We start from the raw sequence: 17,215 nt of genomic DNA on the forward strand, positions 1-17,215 counted from the left end.
CCGGCGCATGAACGCGTCGTCCGTGTCGTCCGGATCCTCGCCGTGTCCGCTGCCGCGCTTCCCCGCGGGCTTCCTGTGGGGGGTGTCCACCTCCGCGTACCAGATCGAGGGGGCGGTGGACGAGGACGGGCGGGGGCGGTCCTCGTGGGACGTGTTCGCGGGTGAGCGCGGGCGGATCAAGGACGGGACGGACGCCCGGGTGGCGACCGGGCACTACCACCGGTACCGCGAGGACGTGGCGCTCATCAAGGAGCTGGGCGTCGGCGCGTACCGGTTCTCCGTCGCCTGGCCGCGGGTGATGCCGGACGGCGGCCCGGCGGTCAACGAGGCGGGGCTGGACTTCTACGACCGGCTGGTCGACGAGCTGTGCGCGGCGGGCGTGCGGCCCGTGCCGACGCTCTTCCACTGGGACACCCCGGAGGCCGTCGAGGCGGCGGGCGGATGGCTGGAGCGGGACACGGCGCGGCGGTTCGCGGCGTACGCGGACGCGGTCGCGGCGCGGCTCGGCGACCGGGTGGACCGGTGGATCACGCTCAACGAGCCCGCCGAACTGACGTTGCTGGGGTACGGGCTGGGGCAGCACGCGCCGGGCAGGCGGCTGGGGTTCGAGGCGCTGCCCGCCGCGCACCACCAGTTGCTCGGGCACGGGCTGGCCGTACAGGCGCTGCGGGCGCGGGGAGCGGGCGGCATCGGCATCGCCAACTCGCACGGGCCGACCTGGGCCGCGTCGGAGTCGGCCGCCGACCGGGAGGCGGCCGGGCTCTACGACCTGCTGCTGAATCGTTTGTTCGCGGAGCCGGTGCTGCTGGGGCGCTACCCGGAGGAGGAGCTGACGGCAGCGCTGCTGTCCGGCCCGGTGGACGAGGACCTGAAGGTCATCGGTACGCCGCTGGACTGGTACGGGATCAACTACTACCAGCCGACGAAGGTGGGGGCACCGGACCCGGAGGCCACCGGCCCCGCCGGCTTCGCGGGGATCGAGCTGCCGCCGGGGCTGCCGTTCGCGCCGCGCGAGATCGAGGGGTACCCGCTGACGGACTTCGGCTGGCCGGTGGTGCCGGCGGCGCTGACCGAGCTGCTGACCGGGTTCCGCGACCGCTACGGCGACCGCCTGCCGCCCGTGGTGATCACCGAGAACGGCTGCTCGTACGAGGGCGTCGAGGACCGGGAACGGATCGCCTTCCTGGACGCGCACCTGCGGGCCCTGCGCGACGCGATCGCCGCCGGGGTCGACGTACGCGGCTACTTCGTCTGGTCGCTGCTGGACAACTTCGAGTGGGCCGAGGGGTACGCCCGGCGCTTCGGGCTGGTGCACGTCGACTACGGCACGCTGGCCCGCACCCCGAAGGCCTCCTACCGCTGGCTGCGGGACGCGCTGCGGGCCCAGCGGTGACCGGCGCGGGGGCCGCGGGCACGCCCGGGGCCCTCGCCGAACCGGCCGAGCGGGCGGGCCGCGGCTGGATCGCGGCGCTGGCGCTGGCCAACGGGGCGGTCTGGGTCGGCTGGTACGGGCCGATACAGGTCCTGCTGGCCCTCCAGGCGGCCGAGCTGGCGCCGCCGGGCACGTCCAAGGAGTCGGTGCTCGCGTGGGTGACGGGCCTGGGCGCGGCGGTCTCGCTCGTCGCCAACCCGCTCTTCGGCGCGCTGTCGGACCGTACGGCCTCGCGCTTCGGGCGCCGTATGCCGTGGATCGCGGCCGGTGTCCTCGGCGGCGCGGCGGCGCTGTGCCTGCTGGCGGCCGCCCGGAACGTGGCCGCGATGGCGGCCGGGTGGTGTCTGGTGCAGCTCGCCCTGAACGCCGCGTTCGCCGCGGTCACCGCGGCCGTACCGGACCGCGTCCCGCACCTCCAGCGCGGCACGGTCGGCGGCTGGCTGGGCGCGGCGCAGTTCCTGGGGGTGGTGGCCGGTACGGGCCTGGCGTCCGCCGCCGGCGGCATCGCGGCGGGCTACGCGGCCTGCGCCGCCTTCACGGTGCTGGCCGCCCTCCCGTACGTGCTGCGCTACCGGGACCTGCGGATCGGGCCGGGCGACCGGCCGCCGTTCGCCTGGCGGCCCTTCCTCGCGGGCTTTTGGATCAGCCCGCGCCGCCATCCCGACCTGGCCTGGGCCTGGCTGACCCGCTTCCTGGTCAACCTGGGCAACGCGATCGCCCTGCTGTATCTGCTGTACTACCTGCGCGACGCGCTGCACCGGCCGCACCCCGAGGACGGCGTGCTCGTCCTGACCGCCGTCAACGGCGTGATGCTGCTCGCCACGGTCGTCGTCGGCGGGATCCGGTCGGACCGTACGGGCCGCCGCAAGCCGTACGTGCTGTGGGCGGGCGTGATCATGGCGGGGGCCACCGCCCTGCTCGCCGCCTGGCAGACCTGGACCGGCGCGCTGGTCGCCGCGGCGCTGCTGGGCGTCGGGTTCGGCGTCTTCACGTCGGTGGACTTCGCGCTGATGACGGACGTGCTGCCGGCCGCCGCCCACCGGGGCAAGGACCTCGGCGTCGTCAACATCGCCAACTCGCTGCCCCAGGTCGCGGCGCCCGCGCTGGCCGCGCCGATCGTGACGTACCTGGGCGGCTACCGGGTGCTGTACCTGGTGGCGGCGGGTATCGGGCTGGCGGGGGCGCTGCTGGTGCGGCGGATCCGCGGGGTGGCGTGAGAGCCCGTGTCCGCCGGTCAGAAACCGAGCTTGCGGAGCTGCTTCGGGTCGCGCTGCCAGTCCTTGGCGACCTTCACGTGCAGGTCGAGGAAGACCGGCGTGCCGAGCAGCGCCTCGATGTGCTTGCGGGACTTCACACCGACGTCCTTGAGCCGCTTGCCCTTGGGGCCGATGATGATGCCCTTCTGGCTGGGCCGCTCGATGTAGACGTTGGCGTGGATGTCCAGCAGCGGCTTGTCCGCCGGGCGGTCCTCGCGCGGCAGCATCTCCTCGACCACGACGGCGATGGAGTGCGGCAGCTCGTCCCGTACGCCTTCGAGCGCCGCCTCACGGATCAGCTCGGCGACCATGACCTGCTCGGGCTCGTCGGTGAGGTCGCCCTCGGGGTAGAGCGGGGGGCTCTCGGGGAGCATCGGGACGAGCAGATCGGCGACCAGCTGCACTTGCTTGTCACCGACCGCGGACACCGGGATGATCTCCGCCCACTCGATGCCCAGGTCCCGGCCGAGCCGGTCGACCGCGAGGAGCTGCTCGGCGAGCTGCTTGGAGTCCACCAGGTCGGTCTTGGTGACGATGGCGATCTTCGGGGTCTTCTTGATCCCGGCCAGCTCGCCCGCGATGAAGCGGTCGCCGGGGCCCAGCTTCTGGTCGGCGGGCAGGCAGAAGCCGATCACGTCGACCTCGGCCCAGGTGGTCCGGACGACGTCGTTGAGGCGCTCGCCGAGCAGGGTGCGCGGCTTGTGCAGGCCCGGGGTGTCGACCAGGACGAGCTGGGCGTCCGGGCGGTGCACGATGCCGCGCACGGTGTGCCGGGTGGTCTGCGGGCGGTTGGAGGTGATCGCCACCTTCGTGCCGACCAGAGCGTTCGTGAGGGTCGACTTGCCCGCGTTGGGGCGGCCGACGAAGCACGCGAAGCCGGCGCGGTGCTGGGCGGAGGACTCTGTACGAACGCTCATGGCGCCCATTGTCCCCGATCGGCACGACGGCGCCGACCACGGCGTCCCCGTACGGGCCGCCGGTCAGGGTACGGCGCCGACCCGCTCGGCGGGCGCCCCGGCCGTCCGGCGCGCGTCGATACGGTCCCACAGGGTCAGCATCGGGGTGGCCATCACCGTCGTCACCAGCGCGACCACGACCAGCACCGCGAACATCGACGGGGTCACGATGCCGGCCGCCAGCCCGATGTTGATCGCGATGAGCTGCATCAGGCCCCGCGCGTTCATCAGCGTGCCGACGCGCAGCGCGACCGCGCCCTCCTCGCCGGCCACCCGCGCCGCCAGCCAGCAGGCGCCCAGCTTGCCGAGGACGGCGAGGGCGACGCAGCCCGCGGTGAACAGCAGCAGGCCCGGCGAGGCCAGCAGCGCGAAGTCCGTGTTCAGGCCCGAGTAGGTGAAGAACAGGGGCAGGAAGACGATCCGGCCGATCGGGCCGATCGTCCCGATGGCCCGGTCCACCGCCTCGGAGCGCGGGAAGACCACGCCCAGACTGAACGCGCCGAAGACCGCGTACAGGCCGATGCGGTCGGTGTACCAGGCGGCCAGGAAGAGCGCGAGCACGGTGATCAGCAGCAGCTCGTCGGGGGGCCGGCGGTCCGCCAGGCCCGCCATGCGGGTCCCGGAGCGGGCGAGCAGGGCGAGCACGGCCACCAGGACGACGGTCCCCCCGAGGGCGAGGGCCAGCGGCCCGGTGCCGCTGCCGGCCATGCCCAGCACCCCGGCGAGCAGCACCCACGCCAGCGCGTCGTCGACCGCGCCGGACGCCAGGGACAGCGAGCCGAAGCGGGTGCCGGTCAGGCCGCGCTCGGTGATGATGCGGGCCATCATCGGGAACGCGGTGATGGCGAGGGTCACGCCGACGAACAGCGCGGACACCGCCACGGACACGTCCGCCGGGAAGACGTCGACCCGGTCGTGGACGGCGTAGGTCAGGCCCACGCCCATCGCGAGCGGTACGAAGATGCCGGCCGCCGAGATCATCGCGGCCGGCCCGGCCACCGTCCGGATGCGGGCCAAGCGGAACTCGTACCCGGTCTGGAACATGAAGACGACCAGCCCGATCTGCCCGGCGACATACAGCGCGGGCCGCAGCTCCGGCGGGAACAGGGCGGTCTCCACGCCGGGTGCCAGCAGCCCCAGCACGGACGGCCCGAGCACCACCCCCGCGACCATCTCGCCCACCACGGGCGGCTGGCCCAGCGCGCGCAGGGCCCGGCCGACGAGCCGGCAGACGAGCAGGATGACGACGACGGCCAGGAAGAAGACCGGCCCTAACTCCGTGGTGGACATGGCGGAACGTCCTTCGTCTCGCGGGGAGGCTCGGCGGAACCGGACGGCAGCGGGACGCCCTGGGTGTCGTGGGCGGCGAAGTAGCGCTCGGCCGGACGCAGGCGGCGGGCGTCCAGCACCATCCACGTACCGAGGACGAGTTGGGCGCCGCTGCGCCAGACGTCCTCCCACCGGTCGCGCACCCGCAGGAAGACCCGGGCGGCGAGCAGCCGGTGGCGCGGCAGCGGGCGGTCGCGCCGGACCAGCAGGCAGGGCGCGCGGTGCGGGATGGACCGGGTGTGGGCGACGGTGGAGTGGAGGGTGAAGCGGCGCAGCACCTCGCGGGTCGCGGCGTGCAGCGCCAGCGGCGCGGGCCGCCAGGCCGGGCAGGGGCGGTTGGCGGCGACGCCGAACGGGATGTGGTGCTGGTGCCTGGCCACGAGGCGGTCCCAGCGGGAGGGGTCGAAGACGCCCGGGTCGGTGTAGCCGGTGGCGTGGTACTCGGGGTAGTTGAAGCACAGCACCGAGCCGGCCGGGATGACCTTGCCGGGGCCGAGCGGGATGTCGTCCGTGCTGACGCGGTGGGCGACGCCGAAGAGCGGGTAGAGCCGCAGGGTCTCGTTGAGGACGTTGGTGAAGCGCCGGTCGTCGTCCGGCGCGTCCGCCAGGGCCTGCTGTACCTCGGGGTGCTGGGCCAGTGCCAGGAGCAGGTGGGCCATGGCCTCCGACATCTGGACGACGGCCGTGTTGAAGAACGTGCCCTGGAGGTAGTACGCCTGCTCCTGCCGCGTGAGGCCGCCCGGCAGGTGGTGCGGGGGCACGTGCCCGGCGTCGATGCGCCGCCGCAGGTAGCGGGTGAGGCGGGTACGGCGGGCCAGGTGGCGCGGCCTGGTGCACTTCAGGGCGTTCACCACGTCCTCGGCGTTGGCCACGATGAGGCGCCGGGCACCGGGCGGGCACGGTTCGCGGAAGACGAGTCCGTAGAAGAACTCCGCCCACACCGGCATCATCAGGTCGCGCAGCCGGACGAACGCGGCGCGTCCGGTGACCAGTTCGTCGAGGACGGCGGCGGTACGGCGGGCCGCGGCCGCCGTCAGCTCCCGGCCGGGTCCGGCGAGCACGGCGAGGGTGGTGCGGGCGACCTCGTCGTAGCGCGGGCCGTCCTCCAGGTGCTCCTGGTGGACCTCGGGGCCGGGGGCGAGCCAGTACCAGAAGAGGTCCGAGAGGGCGGCGCCCCGGCTGCGGCCGTTGGCGGCCGGGTGGGAGTAGATCTCCTGGAAGCGTTCGGCCGGGACGTCGGCGTTCGGGAAGGCGAAGCCCTCGTCGCCGTTGATCCGGGCGAAGAGCGCGACGCGGGCCGCGACGACGGTGCGCGGCAGCCAGTACGGGACGGAGAGGAGGACGGCGCCGGCGGTGAGCAGCCGGGCGGTCCGGGAGCGGCTCATCCGCCCTCCCCGGTCCGCAGGCTCCCCCGCGCGACCACGAGGCCGGGGCCGAGGTCCGCCGGACGGCTGCCCCCGCACAGCGCCAGTACGTGGTCGAACTCCGCGCGCAGCAGCTCCAGTACGTGCCGGACGCCGGCCTCGCCGTCCGCGGCCAGTCCCCACAGCACCGGGCGGCCGACGCCGACGGCCGACGCTCCCAGGGCGAGGGCCACGGCGACGTCGGAGCCGCGGCGGACCCCGCCGTCCAGCAGCACCGGCACCCGGCCCGCGACGGCCGCCGCGACGGCGGGCAGCGCCTCGACGCTCGCCGGCGCGGCGTCGAGCTGCCGGCCGCCGTGGTTGGAGACCAGCAGGCCGTCGATGCCCTCGGCGACGGCGAGCCGGGCGTCCTCGGGGTGCAGGACGCCTTTGAGCAGGACCGGCAGGCGGGTCAGCGCGCGCAGCCGGCGCACGTCGTCCCAGGAGAGTGCCGCCGGCATGGCGATGGCCCGGGGGCGGTCGCCGTCGGCGCCGGGCAGGCCGCGCATGTTCTCGGCGGCCAGGCCGTCGGGCAGGTCGCCGAAGCCGTGCCGGGCGTCGCGTTCGCGGCGGCCGAACACCGGCGAGTCGACCGTGACGACCAGCGCGGAGCACCCGGCCCGCTCCGCCCTGCGGACCAGCTCCGCGGTGACCTCCGGTTCGGGCTGCGGGTACAGCTGGAACCAGACGGCCGCCGCCGGGTCGACGGCGCGGGCGGCGGCGGTGACCTCGGCCACCGGCACGGTCGCGGCCATGCCGGTGACCAGGACCGTGCCGGCCGCCGCGGTCGCGCGGGCGGTGGCGCTCTCGCCCCGCGGGTGGGCGAGGCGGTGGAAGGCGGTGGGCGAGACCAGGACCGGCATCGCGAGGCGGTCGCCGCACAGCGTCACGGACAGGTCCCGTTCGGCGGCGCCGCGCAGGACGCGCGGCAGCAGGGCGAGCCTGCGGAACGCCGCCTCGTTCTCGCGCAGTGCCGTCTCCTCGCCGGCGCCCCCGGCGATGAAGTCGTACACCGGCGCTTCGAGCCGCTCCCGGGCCCGTTCGCGCAGGTCGGCGAGGGTGGGGATCACGGCCGGGCCGCCGGGGACGGGTCGTCGAGCCGGTCGCGCAGGAAGTTGCGCAGGGGCGTGCGGTGGACCTCCTCGCTGTCCCACTCGTTCTCCAGGTTCTCGGTGAGGTGGTGCTCGGCGGTCGCCTTTCCGGGCGCCGCGCCGTCGAAGGAGCGGACGACCGGGTGCAGGTAGCGGCCGTCGAGGCCGGTGGTGTCCTGCTGGGAGACGCGGCCGGCGGTGATGTCGAACGGGTTCACCTGGTCGTGGCCCTCGCCGTATTCGAGGGTGACGGTGAAGTAGCGGCCGACGTCGCCGAAGCGGCCCTCCCCGACGGCGGTGTGCAGATGGTCGACCGGAACCTCTTCGCAGTAGCGGACCGCCCCGTCCCCGTCCTCCCGGTCCACGAGCACCGCGTCGGCGAGGAAACCGAACAGCTGCCACAGCGCGGAGCTGCGGTTGACGCGGGCGATGACGGCGTCGGTGACCGCGCCTGCGGTGGCGGGCAGGCCGCGGGCGGGCCAGGGGCGGCCGTGGTAGCGCGCTTCGAGGATGCGGTGCAGGGCCCGTACGCCGTACCGGAAGCCGTGGATGAAACCACTGGTGGATTTCTTGAAATCGCGTACCTGGGTGATGGTGCCGGCGAAGTACAGGCCGGGTACGTTCGGTGATTCCCAGGCGTCGGTCTGGGCCGGGAAACGGTCGTTGATCGTGAGTTCCGGGCGGCAGTCGGGTGCGAATATGGACGGATCGAAGCGGAAACCGGTGGCAAGGATGACCCGGTCGTAAACGATGTCCTTGACGACCTCCCGCACCCGGGAAAAGGACACGGATACCACGTACGTGCCGTCCGGCTGCTGCCGTATACGCAGGATGTGCCCGTCCAGCAGCGCGTTCTGCGATTTCAGCTGGTAGGTGTCGAGGAAGTTGTTGTTGACGGCCCGCAGATGCCCGACGAAATGGGTCTGCCAGGCGAGCTTCAGCGAACCGGGCCCGGCCACGTGGATGACCGCGGCGGTCTCGACGAGGTTGTCGGCGGTCTCGAAGGCGGAGTTGCCGCGGCCGACGACCAGCACCCGCTGGCCGGTGAAGCCGGCGGGGTCGGTGCCGACCTCGCCGTAGCGCTCGGCCGTCCGCACCCCCTCGATGTCGGGCACGTACGGCAGCCGGACGCCGGTCGCCACGATGAGCCGGCGGGCGCGGTAGGTGTTGCCGTCCTGGTCACGGGCGAAAAAGTCGCCGGTCGCGGCGCCGCCCGGCCTGGTGATCCCGGTGACGCGGGTGCCGTGGCGGATGCGCAGCCGGTGGGCGGCGGCGAAGTCGGCGAGGTAGCCCACCATGTCGTCGGCGTCGGGGAAGTAGCGCGGGGTGCGGGCGGTGAACAGCGGCGCGCCCTCGTCGGAGAGCAGCGAGTTCCAGTCGGTGCGCAGGTTCAGCTCGGGGTCGTCCCAGCCGGTGTGCACCTTGTTGATCGAGATGAGCTTGCGGTGGCGGGGAAAGCGGGTGAAGAACGTGCCGGGGGCCGGACCCGACTCCACGATGAGATAACTGCGCCCGGCCCGTTGCAGGAAATATCCGGCTTGTAATCCCGCGGGCCCCGCGCCGATCACGAGATAGTCCGTCGATTCTTCGTGGCTCACGCAATTCTCCTGTCACCTGAGAGGGCTGGAGATGGAGCGGAACCCGACAGTACTTGAGCTTTAAAGAACGACACCAGACCGCGCTTTTGTGACATGCGTCACACTCATTTCCGGGTTTGCGAGTACGCTTCGGAAGCCAGTGTCGGAAGGTCCGGGATTTTTACCCGGCGCAACCTTCTGTCACGGCCACAGGAGCGGATGCGAAATGAACCAGCCCGAAGCAGGCCCTTTCCCGCAGGCCCTCGTCGACGCCTTCCGCCGGCAGCCGGACGCGCCGGCGTTCGAACACCGGGGACGCGCCGTGCCGCGCGGCGAGGTCCTGGAGGTGACCGCCCGCTGCGTGCGCGGACTGCGCGCCGAAGGCGTCGGCCCCGGGTCCTCGGTCGCGGTGGGCACCGGCGTCACCCCCGAGGCGTTCGCCCTGCGCATCGCCGTCCACCTGCTGGGCGCCCGGCTGACCGGCCTGCGCCCCGGACTGCCGCCGCGGCACCTCGCGCGCATCCTGGCGGACGGCGTCGACGTCCTGGTGCACGACGAGCCGTCGGACACCGGCGAACTCCGCGCCGCGGCCACCCCCGTACGCCACCTCTCCTTGGAACGCGACCTTTTACCCAGCGCCCTTTTACACAGCGACCCGATACGCAGCGAACTGCCACCCGGGGACCGGAACCGGTTACGCACACCCCCTTCCCCCACACCCGACCACGACCTCGTCGCCAGGGGCCGCCCGGACGACCCCGCCCTGATCACGCTGACCAGCGGCAGCACCGGGCAGCCCAAGGGGTGCGCGCACACCTACCGCACCCTGACCCGGAGTTGGTCGTGGCAGCCGGCCCGCCGGACCGCGCGCACCGCCGCGCTCGCCGACGCCTACGCGCGCTTCCTGCTCTTCGGCACCCTCAGCAGCGCGGTGATCTTCGAGCATCTGGGCCTGTGCCTGCTGGGCGGCGGCACCGCCGTCATCCCCGACCCGCCGCTGTCCTTCCCGGAGGTCTTCGCGCGGCACCGCGTCACCGCCTGCCTGCTGACCGTCCCCCGGCTGCACCACATCCTGAACAGTCTCCGCACCAATCACACGGACACCACGAGCCTGCGCGCCCTGCTCGTGGCCGGATCCCCGCTGGCACCGCACCGGCTCGCCGAGGCCACCGAACGGCTCGGCCCCGTCGTGTACCACGGCTACGGGCAGACCGAGACCGGCATGCTCACCCTGCTCGCCCCCGGTGACCTGGCCCGATGGCCGACGACGGCACTCGCCTCGGTCGGGCGGCCCCTGGACGGGGTGGAGATCAGCGTGCGGAACCCGGCCGACGGCACGCCGCTCACCGACGGCACGGCCGGCGAGCTCTGGGTCCGTACGGACGGAGCACTGGCCGGCTACTGGCAGGACGAGCCGGAGACCCGCGCGGTGCTGCGCGACGGCTGGGTACGCACCCGCGACCTCGGCCGCCTCGACGAGAACGGCCTCCTGCGGCTGACCGGCCGCACCCGCGACGTGATCATCGTCAACGCCGTCCTGCACTACGCCGGCGCGATCGAAGCGACCCTGGCCGGCCACCCGGACGTGGACCAGGCGTACGTCGTGGGCGCGCCGGACGAACGGACCGGCGAGGCCGCCCACGCGTTCATCGTGCCCACGACCGGGCGCAAGCCCGACCTCGCGGCGCTACGCGCACACGTGGCCGCCGAACTGGGCGAGGCCGGCGCGCCCGCCACCATCACCGTCATACGGGACGTGCCGGTCGGCGCGAGCGGCAAGCCCGACAAACAGGCACTGCTGGCATCACTCGACGACCGCGGCACCGAAAGCCTTTAGGCGGCGCCGCGAACCCTTGCCCCTCTTCGTCAGCCCGCCTGGACGGTGGCCCGCAGCGTGCCGTCCGGGCCCGCGACCAGGACCGGCGTCCCGGCGCCGCCCAGGTCCCGCACGGCCGCGCGGTCCTCGTCCGAGGCCGTCTGCGCCTCGGTCACCACGGCCGCCGCCTCCAGCGACTGCGCACCACTCGCGACGGCCATGGCCACCGCCGTACGCAACGCGCTGAGCTGCAACGATTCCAGGGCGACGGTACCGGCTACGTAGGTACGCCCGGTCTCGTCGCGTACGGCGGCCCCCTCCGGCACACCGTTGCGGGCGCGCGCGGAACGGGCCAGCGTGATGATCTTGCGGTCTTCCGGGTCCAGCGGTGCGGCTTCGCTCATACGGGCGAGCATATGCGGCGGCCGGGCAGCGGGCGCGAGGGGGCAAGAAAGCGCCCCGCCCCGCCGCTCCATGGGGGCGACGGGGCCGGCCGGCCAAGATCAGACAGCCGCCCGCCGGGCGAACCCCACCAGCCCGGCCCACGCACCCGGCGTGAGCACCAAATGCGGGCCATCCGGACGCTTGGAGTCACGGACAGGAACCACACCGCACGAAGCGGCAAGGTTGATGGCGACCTCGATGCACTGACCACCGTTGTCGCTGTACGAGGACGTGAACCATTGCGCGTTTTCGGTCGTCACAAGGTGCCCTTTCGTAACGTGTCGACTCTGGGCCACCGCCGGTCAGCCAGGCGTCAGACAGCCGCCCGCCGGGCGAACCCCACCAGCCCGGCCCACGCACCCGGCGTGAGCATCAAATGCGGGCCATCCGGACGCTTGGAGTCACGGACAGGAACCACACCGCACGAAGCGGCAAGGTTGATGGCGACCTCGATGCACTGACCGCCGTTGTTGCTGTACGAGGACGTGAACCATTGCGCGTTTTCGGTCGTCACAAGGTGCCCTTTCGTAACGTGCTGATAATGGCCACCGTCTCCGCTTGAGAGGGTGCTTCAGCCTGTAGCTGATGGTAGGCCGTCAACGTCGGGAGTACGAACGCGCTTTCCCGCTCCAGGTGCCCTCGTTGGGCGGATTCGGCGTACGACATGAGCGAGCGGTCCGGCAGCGTCAAGACCGTTACGGGAAGATCGAACGGACGACGGTCGCCCATGCCGAACGGGGCCATCTGCAGCACGGTGTGCGGGAGTTGGGAGAACTCCAGCAAACGCGCGAACTGGGCGTCCATGGTGGAAGGTCCACCGATGGGGCGGCGGAGGCCGCTTTCGTCAAGGACCGCGATCACCCACGGCGGGGGCGTGCGTTCCAGGGTGGCTTGCCGTTTGGCGACGAGGGCGATCCGCTCTTCCGCTTGCTCTTCTGTGATCGCCCCCCGCTTCACCGCACTATCCGCGAGAACCGTTGTGTACTCCGGTGTCTGGAGGAGTCCGGGGATGACGCCCACCTCATAGAGCCGGATCTCCGCTGCCCGCGCCTCATGTCTCACGTACTCGGGGAATCCCTCCAACAGTGCGCTGTGGCGCACCGCCCGCCCCTCGCGTTCGAGCTGGTCGCCCGTGCCGAGCACTTTGTCGGCTCCTGCTGAGAAACGAGCGGTTGGAGGACGCCGACCAGTTTCGATGGCAGAAATATGCGTCCCGGAGTACCCCATGCGCTGGCCCAGTTCCTCCTGCGTCCATCCGCGCACATCCCGCAACGTGCGCAAACGGTCGCCGAAGCGCGCTTCCGGTGAGCGGTCGGGTTCCAACTCTTTTCGATTCAACTGCGGTCACCCAACTTCCCGTGCAGAAACTGCAAGTTGAAGAGGTACTGACTGTAGAGCACGCTGAAGACCTCCGATAGCGGAATCACTACGGAGAAGCACGAACCCGCCCGCCACCCCGAAAAAACAAGGAGGGACGGCTGATGACGCAGCCGCCGGAGGCGCAGAAACCGAACGACAGTCCGCCGTCAGCACTTACACCCTCCACGCCGAAGCCGGAACCGGTAGTTCACGTCGGTTGCCCCACCTGCCGTGCGGCCGGACAAGGCCGGGCGTTGGCCCGGCTGCAGAAGCACACGGTCTCGCTTCGCGCCTACAACCGGATCATTGCCGGCCACCCGCACCGGAGCGAGACGTGATCCGGTGTCCCGAAGTGAAAAGTGGTGAGAATCAGTGACCGGCTCCGCGCGCGAGGAATTTCGTTGCGCCATGGAAACCCATGGCGCAGACGGAATGCTCCTGATGCGTACCAGCGGCGGATCACCTGCCGTCCCCGGCTCCCTACCCCGGCTCACGGGCGAGATGGAAGTCACGGTTGAGTGCACCACCTTGCTTGACGGCAAGAACAGGAAATGCGGCAGGAAATCGGGGCCTTGGATGACTGTTCTGCCTGCGCGTGCGTGGGTCCGTGCGCACGCGGAGACGACCGGGCACACGGATTTCACGGAGCACGCCGACTCGCGCCTTGTGGCGCTTCGGCCTTTCGAGGTACCTCATTCAGGTGGCGGGCAGGCGATTTCCGCGACCCGGTGACACAAGGGCGGAATACTCCGTCTCCCGCCGACCGAAGGAACGTGCCATGGCCTGGATTTGCTCGCACTGCAACCAAGCTGAGGGGGTCGCCTATGTGAAGAACGAAGACGGGATCACGCCGTTCCCCTGTCTGCGCTGCAACGTCAATCCCGTGCACGCTTCTCCGGGATCGGTGGCAAGGGGGTCCGCGCCCTGTCGGGCCGTTGCGTGCCGGGGGCTGGTCCATGACGTCTACGAGTACGACAGGGCCGGCCGCCTGCATCGCGTCACACGGGCGCCATGTCAGTGCGGGCAGTCCCAAGCCGTAGAGGTGGACCATGCCCGTACGAAGAGAGGGCATTTCATGCCCCGTGCCGGGGTGTGACGGTCCGAGAGCGGTTGTCGCTCCCGTACCGGCTACGGAACGCGGTGCTCGAAGTAGGACGACGGCGTGGTGCCCAGTGACCGGCGGAACATGGCCGTGAAGGCGCTGGGGGTCGCGTAGCCGAGGCCGGTGGCGACGGTCGTTACGGGGATGCCTCTGGCGAGCAGGGTGACCGCGTGGACGAGCCTGGCCTGCTGCACCCAGCGGGCCGGGGTCATCCCGGTCGCGGCCGCGAATCTGCGGTGCAGGCTGCGCGGGCTCAGGTGGGCGTGGGCCGCGGCGTTGGGCGTCGTCCAGTTGTCGCCGGGGCTGCGCCGGATCGCCGCGCAGAGGCCGGCCAGCCGGGGGTCGTCCGGCGCCGGCAGGTGCAGGGCCGGTACGGGGCGCGGCGCGAGTTCGTGGAGGAGGAGGGCCATCACCGTGCCGTCGCGGCCGTCCACGTCGTACTCCAGCGGCAGCCGGGTGGCCTCGTCGATCAGCTCGCGCAGCAGGGGGGACACGGAGACGACGGTGGGGGCGCCGGGCAGGCGCCAGGCCGTCTGCGGCTCGATGTAGAGGGTGCGCATGGCGACGGCGCCCGCGCAGGTCATCGCGTGGGTGAGGCCGGCCGGCACCCATACGCCGCGGGTCGCGGGGACGACCCACACGCCGTGTCCGGTGGCCACGGAGATGGCGCCGGTGGTGCCGTAGATCAGCTGGGCGCGGGGGTGGTGGTGGTCCGGGATGTGGTGGCCGTCGGGGAGGTCGCGGGCCATGGCGGCGACCGGTCTGGGGACGCGCTGGTAGTCCTCCCGGTTCTCGCTCTTCCCGTACACGGCGCCCTTCCGTAGCTGTCATGGAGTGTCGTCGGCAGGAATTCGACAGTGCTTGGCGCTATGACGCAAGCAGGCCAGTGCGGGCCCGGCCTAGCGTCGGATCATGTGAACGAATCCGTCGTCGAATCCGCCGAGTCCGCTTCCGCTCCCCCGCGCGCCGGCCGCCCGCCCGGCCCCGGCCTGACCCGCCGTACGGCCCTCGTGCTCGCCTTCACCAGCGCCGTCACCGCCGCCAACGTCTATCTGAACCAGCCGTTGCTGGGCGCGGCCGCCGACTCCTTCGGTGTGTCCCCCGACGTCCTGGGCGCCGTCCCCACCGCCACCCAGCTCGGCTACGCGGCGGGCATCCTGCTGCTGGTGCCCGCGGGCGACAGCCACGACCGGCGACGGCTGATCCTCGGCCTCGGCACGGCCTCCGCCCTCGCGCTCGCCGCCTGTGCGGTCGCGCCCACCGTGGCGTGGCTGGTCGTGGCGGGCTTCGCGGTCGGGCTGCTGTCCCCCGTACCGCAGCTGGTCACACCACTCGCCGTCGCACTGGCGGCGGGCGGCGGGGAGGCGAACCGGGGGCGGGTGGTCGGCACCGTGCAGGCCGGTCTGCTGGTCGGGGTGCTGGCGTCCCGCGCGTACGCGGGGGCGCTGGCGGAGCAGGTCGGCTGGCGTGCGGTGTTCGGGTGTTCCTGCGCCCTGACGCTGCTGACCGTGCTCGTGCTGCGCCGGGCCCTGCCCCGCGTCCCGGCGGCGGGGTCCGCCTCCTACCGGGCCACGCTCGCCTCGCTGCCGCGGCTGTTCGCCGCCCACCCGCCGGTCCGGCGGATCACCGTGTCCGGCGCGCTGGTGGGTATCGCGTTCGGCGCCTTCTGGACGACGCTGACGTTCCTGCTGGAGGGGGAGTACGGATACGGGTCGACGGAGATCGGCCTGTTCGGGCTGGTGGCGGCGGCGAGCGCGCTGGCCTCGCCGTACGCCGGGCGGCTGGCCGACCGGCTCGGCCAGCGCGGCGCCATGGCGGCGCTGATCGGGTTGGTGATCGCGGGCTGGCTGCTCCTGCTGCCGGGCGGCAGCGCCCTGGCGTGGCTGCTGGCGGGGGTGGTCGTGCTGGACGTCGGGGTCTGGGGCAGCCAGGCCGCGTCGCAGGCGGCGCTGTTCGGTCTCGACCCCGCCGTGCACAGCCGCCTCAACACCCTCTACTTCACGCTGCGCTTCCTCGGCATCGGCGTGGGGTCGCTGGTGGGCACGGTGGCCTGGTCGGGAGGCGGCTGGCCCGCCGTGGTGGCCACCGGGGCCACCACGGCGCTGGCCGGGCTGCTCGTCGCGGTCAGTCCCGAGCGGCTGCGCCGCCGTCGTCGTCCCTGACCGGCTCGCACAGCACCGTGACGATCTTGTTGCGGCGCCCCGCCGGGGCCTCCGCGGTCAGCCGCAGCGCCTTGGGCGACAGGGCGGAGACGTTGTCGCCGAGGTCGATCTCGGCGGTGGCGCCCGCGATGGGCACCCGGCCCAGCTGCTTGGCGAGCAGGCCGCCGACCGTCTCCACGTCCTCGTCGTCCAGCTCGGCGAAGCCGTACAGCTCGCCGAGGTCGCCGATGTCGAGACGGGCGGTGACGCGGTAGCGGCCGCCGCCCAGGTCCTCGACGGGCGGCAGCTCCCGGTCGTACTCGTCGGTGATCTCGCCGACGATCTCCTCCAGGATGTCCTCGATCGTCACGATGCCGGCCGTGCCGCCGTACTCGTCGATGACGACCGCGACGTGGTTGCGGTCCTGCTGCATCTCGCGCAGCAGGTCACCGGCGTTCTTCGTGTCGGGCACGAAGACGGCCGGACGCATGGCCGTGGAGACCAGCTCGGTTTCGGCGTCCCGGCTGATGTGGACCTTGCGGGCGAGGTCCTTCACGTAGACGATGCCGACGACGTCGTCCTCGTTCTCGCCGGTCACCGGGATACGGGAAAAGCCGGAGCGCAGCGCGAGGGTCAGCGCCTGGCGGATGGTCTTGAAGCGCTCGACCGAGATCAGGTCCGTGCGCGGCACCATCACCTCGCGTACGAGGGTGTCGCCGAGCTGGAAGACGGAGTGCACCATGCGGCGCTCCTCGTCCTCGATCAGCGACTCCTTCTCCGCGAGGTCGACCAGCGAGCGCAGCTCGGCCTCGGAGGCGAAGGGGCCCTGGCGGAAGCCCTTGCCGGGGGTCAGCGCGTTGCCCAGGAGGATCAGCAGCCGCGGGATCGGGCCCATGATCCGGGCCAGCGGCAGCAGCACGTACGCCGCGGCCGTGGCGGTGTTCATCGGGTGCTGGCGCCCGATCGTACGGGGTGAGACGCCGACGGCCACGTAGGAGACCAGCACCATCACGGCGATGGCGACGGTCAGCGCCTGCCAGGTGCGGTCGAAGGACCGCAGGCAGGCGTAGGTGACCAGCACGCCGGCCGCCATCTCGCAGCCGACGCGCACCAGCAGGGCGACGTTCAGGTAGCGGACGGGGTCGGCGGCGACGGCGGCCAGCTTCGCGCTGCCGCGCCGCCCGGACCGTACGGCCTCCTCGGCGCGGAAACTGGTGGTGCGGGCGAGGCCCGCCTCGGCGCACGCCGCGAGCCAGGCGACGACGACGAGAAGGACCGCTACCGCTACGAGTTGGGTGGTCACGAGGTC

The 17,215-nt window shown here is 72.3% G+C and carries 15 protein-coding genes; 4 read left to right on the top strand and 11 right to left on the bottom strand.

The annotated features are described in order from the left end of the window. The first annotated feature begins 7 nt into the window (after positions 1–7). Complete coding sequence (locus ACH4K4_RS08675) at positions 8–1,393, top strand: GH1 family beta-glucosidase (protein ID WP_398165777.1); 1,386 nt, start codon at positions 8–10, stop codon at positions 1,391–1,393. Further along, the gene (locus ACH4K4_RS08680; RefSeq protein WP_398165778.1) at positions 1,390–2,649 is read left to right on the top strand and encodes an MFS transporter; all 1,260 of its coding nucleotides are present in this window, start codon (positions 1,390–1,392) and stop codon (positions 2,647–2,649) included. The genes ACH4K4_RS08675 and ACH4K4_RS08680 overlap by 4 nt, the downstream gene beginning before the upstream one ends. Positions 2,650–2,666: 17 nt before the next feature. Here ACH4K4_RS08680 and era read toward each other — a convergent pair whose 3' ends face one another. From era to ACH4K4_RS08705, 5 genes are read right to left on the bottom strand one after another with little or no spacing between them, the layout of a single operon-like run. Next, a complete protein-coding gene (gene era, locus ACH4K4_RS08685; protein WP_398165779.1) occupies positions 2,667–3,614 on the bottom strand; it encodes a GTPase Era in 948 nt (315 codons plus the stop codon). 54 nt (positions 3,615–3,668) lie between these two features. Continuing rightward, positions 3,669–4,934, bottom strand: coding sequence for a cation:proton antiporter (locus ACH4K4_RS08690; RefSeq protein ID WP_398165780.1), 1,266 nt, complete (start codon positions 4,932–4,934; stop codon positions 3,669–3,671). Next, a complete protein-coding gene (locus tag ACH4K4_RS08695; RefSeq protein ID WP_398165781.1) occupies positions 4,916–6,358 on the bottom strand; it encodes a cytochrome P450 in 1,443 nt (480 codons plus the stop codon). The genes ACH4K4_RS08690 and ACH4K4_RS08695 overlap by 19 nt, the downstream gene beginning before the upstream one ends. Further along, positions 6,355–7,446: an alpha-hydroxy acid oxidase gene (locus ACH4K4_RS08700; protein WP_398165783.1), complete on the bottom strand. Its 1,092-nt coding sequence runs from the start codon at positions 7,444–7,446 to the stop codon at positions 6,355–6,357. Before ACH4K4_RS08700 ends, ACH4K4_RS08695 begins: the two co-directional genes overlap by 4 nt. Next, positions 7,443–9,065 (bottom strand): NAD(P)-binding domain-containing protein, encoded by a 1,623-nt coding sequence (locus ACH4K4_RS08705; protein WP_398165785.1) that lies wholly within the window; start codon positions 9,063–9,065, stop codon positions 7,443–7,445. The genes ACH4K4_RS08700 and ACH4K4_RS08705 overlap by 4 nt, the downstream gene beginning before the upstream one ends. Before the next feature lie 205 nt (positions 9,066–9,270). Here ACH4K4_RS08705 and ACH4K4_RS08710 point away from each other — a divergent pair, with 205 nt between their 5' ends. Continuing rightward, on the top strand, positions 9,271–10,881 hold the full coding sequence (locus ACH4K4_RS08710; RefSeq protein ID WP_398165787.1) for a class I adenylate-forming enzyme family protein: 1,611 nt from the start codon (positions 9,271–9,273) through the stop codon (positions 10,879–10,881). Between the two features lie 29 nt (positions 10,882–10,910). Here the strand turns inward: ACH4K4_RS08710 and ACH4K4_RS08715 are convergent, their stop codons facing one another. From ACH4K4_RS08715 to ACH4K4_RS08735, 5 genes are all read right to left on the bottom strand, one after another. Further along, positions 10,911–11,264 (bottom strand): cytidine deaminase, encoded by a 354-nt coding sequence (locus ACH4K4_RS08715; RefSeq protein WP_398165789.1) that lies wholly within the window; start codon positions 11,262–11,264, stop codon positions 10,911–10,913. A 99-nt stretch (positions 11,265–11,363) separates the two neighbouring features. Then, positions 11,364–11,564, bottom strand: coding sequence for a DUF397 domain-containing protein (locus ACH4K4_RS08720; protein WP_398165790.1), 201 nt, complete (start codon positions 11,562–11,564; stop codon positions 11,364–11,366). A gap of 53 nt (positions 11,565–11,617) precedes the next feature. Further along, positions 11,618–11,818, bottom strand: a complete 201-nt coding sequence (locus ACH4K4_RS08725; RefSeq protein ID WP_398165792.1) for a DUF397 domain-containing protein — start codon at positions 11,816–11,818, stop codon at positions 11,618–11,620. After that, positions 11,815–12,642, bottom strand: a complete 828-nt coding sequence (locus ACH4K4_RS08730) for a helix-turn-helix domain-containing protein (protein WP_398165794.1) — start codon at positions 12,640–12,642, stop codon at positions 11,815–11,817. The genes ACH4K4_RS08725 and ACH4K4_RS08730 overlap by 4 nt, the downstream gene beginning before the upstream one ends. A gap of 1,149 nt (positions 12,643–13,791) precedes the next feature. Beyond that, a complete protein-coding gene (locus tag ACH4K4_RS08735) occupies positions 13,792–14,574 on the bottom strand; it encodes a helix-turn-helix domain-containing protein (RefSeq protein WP_398165795.1) in 783 nt (260 codons plus the stop codon). 105 nt (positions 14,575–14,679) lie between these two features. On the opposite strand from ACH4K4_RS08735, the gene ACH4K4_RS08740 reads away from it, so the two are divergent. Beyond that, positions 14,680–15,927 carry an MFS transporter gene (locus ACH4K4_RS08740; RefSeq protein ID WP_398165796.1) on the top strand — a complete coding sequence of 416 codons (1,248 nt, stop codon included), beginning with the start codon at positions 14,680–14,682 and terminating at the stop codon, positions 15,925–15,927. On the opposite strand, the gene ACH4K4_RS08745 is transcribed toward ACH4K4_RS08740, so the two are convergent. Further along, positions 15,890–17,209 carry a hemolysin family protein gene (locus ACH4K4_RS08745; RefSeq protein ID WP_398165798.1) on the bottom strand — a complete coding sequence of 440 codons (1,320 nt, stop codon included), beginning with the start codon at positions 17,207–17,209 and terminating at the stop codon, positions 15,890–15,892. The two genes, ACH4K4_RS08740 and ACH4K4_RS08745, sit on opposite strands and share 38 nt — an antisense overlap. Positions 17,210–17,215: the final 6 nt, after the last annotated feature.

This window comes from Streptomyces sp. NPDC017529 (assembly GCF_044329785.1).
In the GTDB taxonomy this organism is placed as follows: Bacteria; Actinomycetota; Actinomycetes; order Streptomycetales; family Streptomycetaceae; genus Streptomyces.

Bases quoted from the DNA above. Each gene is read 5' to 3' on its own strand.
- ACH4K4_RS08690 (WP_398165780.1), bottom strand. From the start codon at position 4,934: ATGTCCACCACGGAGTTAGGGCCGGTCTTCTTCCTGGCCGTCGTCGTC.
- ACH4K4_RS08675 (WP_398165777.1), top strand. From the start codon at position 8: ATGAACGCGTCGTCCGTGTCGTCCGGATCCTCGCCGTGTCCGCTGCCG.
- ACH4K4_RS08695 (WP_398165781.1), bottom strand. From the start codon at position 6,358: ATGAGCCGCTCCCGGACCGCCCGGCTGCTCACCGCCGGCGCCGTCCTC.
- era (WP_398165779.1), bottom strand. From the start codon at position 3,614: ATGGGCGCCATGAGCGTTCGTACAGAGTCCTCCGCCCAGCACCGCGCC.
- ACH4K4_RS08715 (WP_398165789.1), bottom strand. From the start codon at position 11,264: ATGAGCGAAGCCGCACCGCTGGACCCGGAAGACCGCAAGATCATCACG.
- ACH4K4_RS08710 (WP_398165787.1), top strand. From the start codon at position 9,271: ATGAACCAGCCCGAAGCAGGCCCTTTCCCGCAGGCCCTCGTCGACGCC.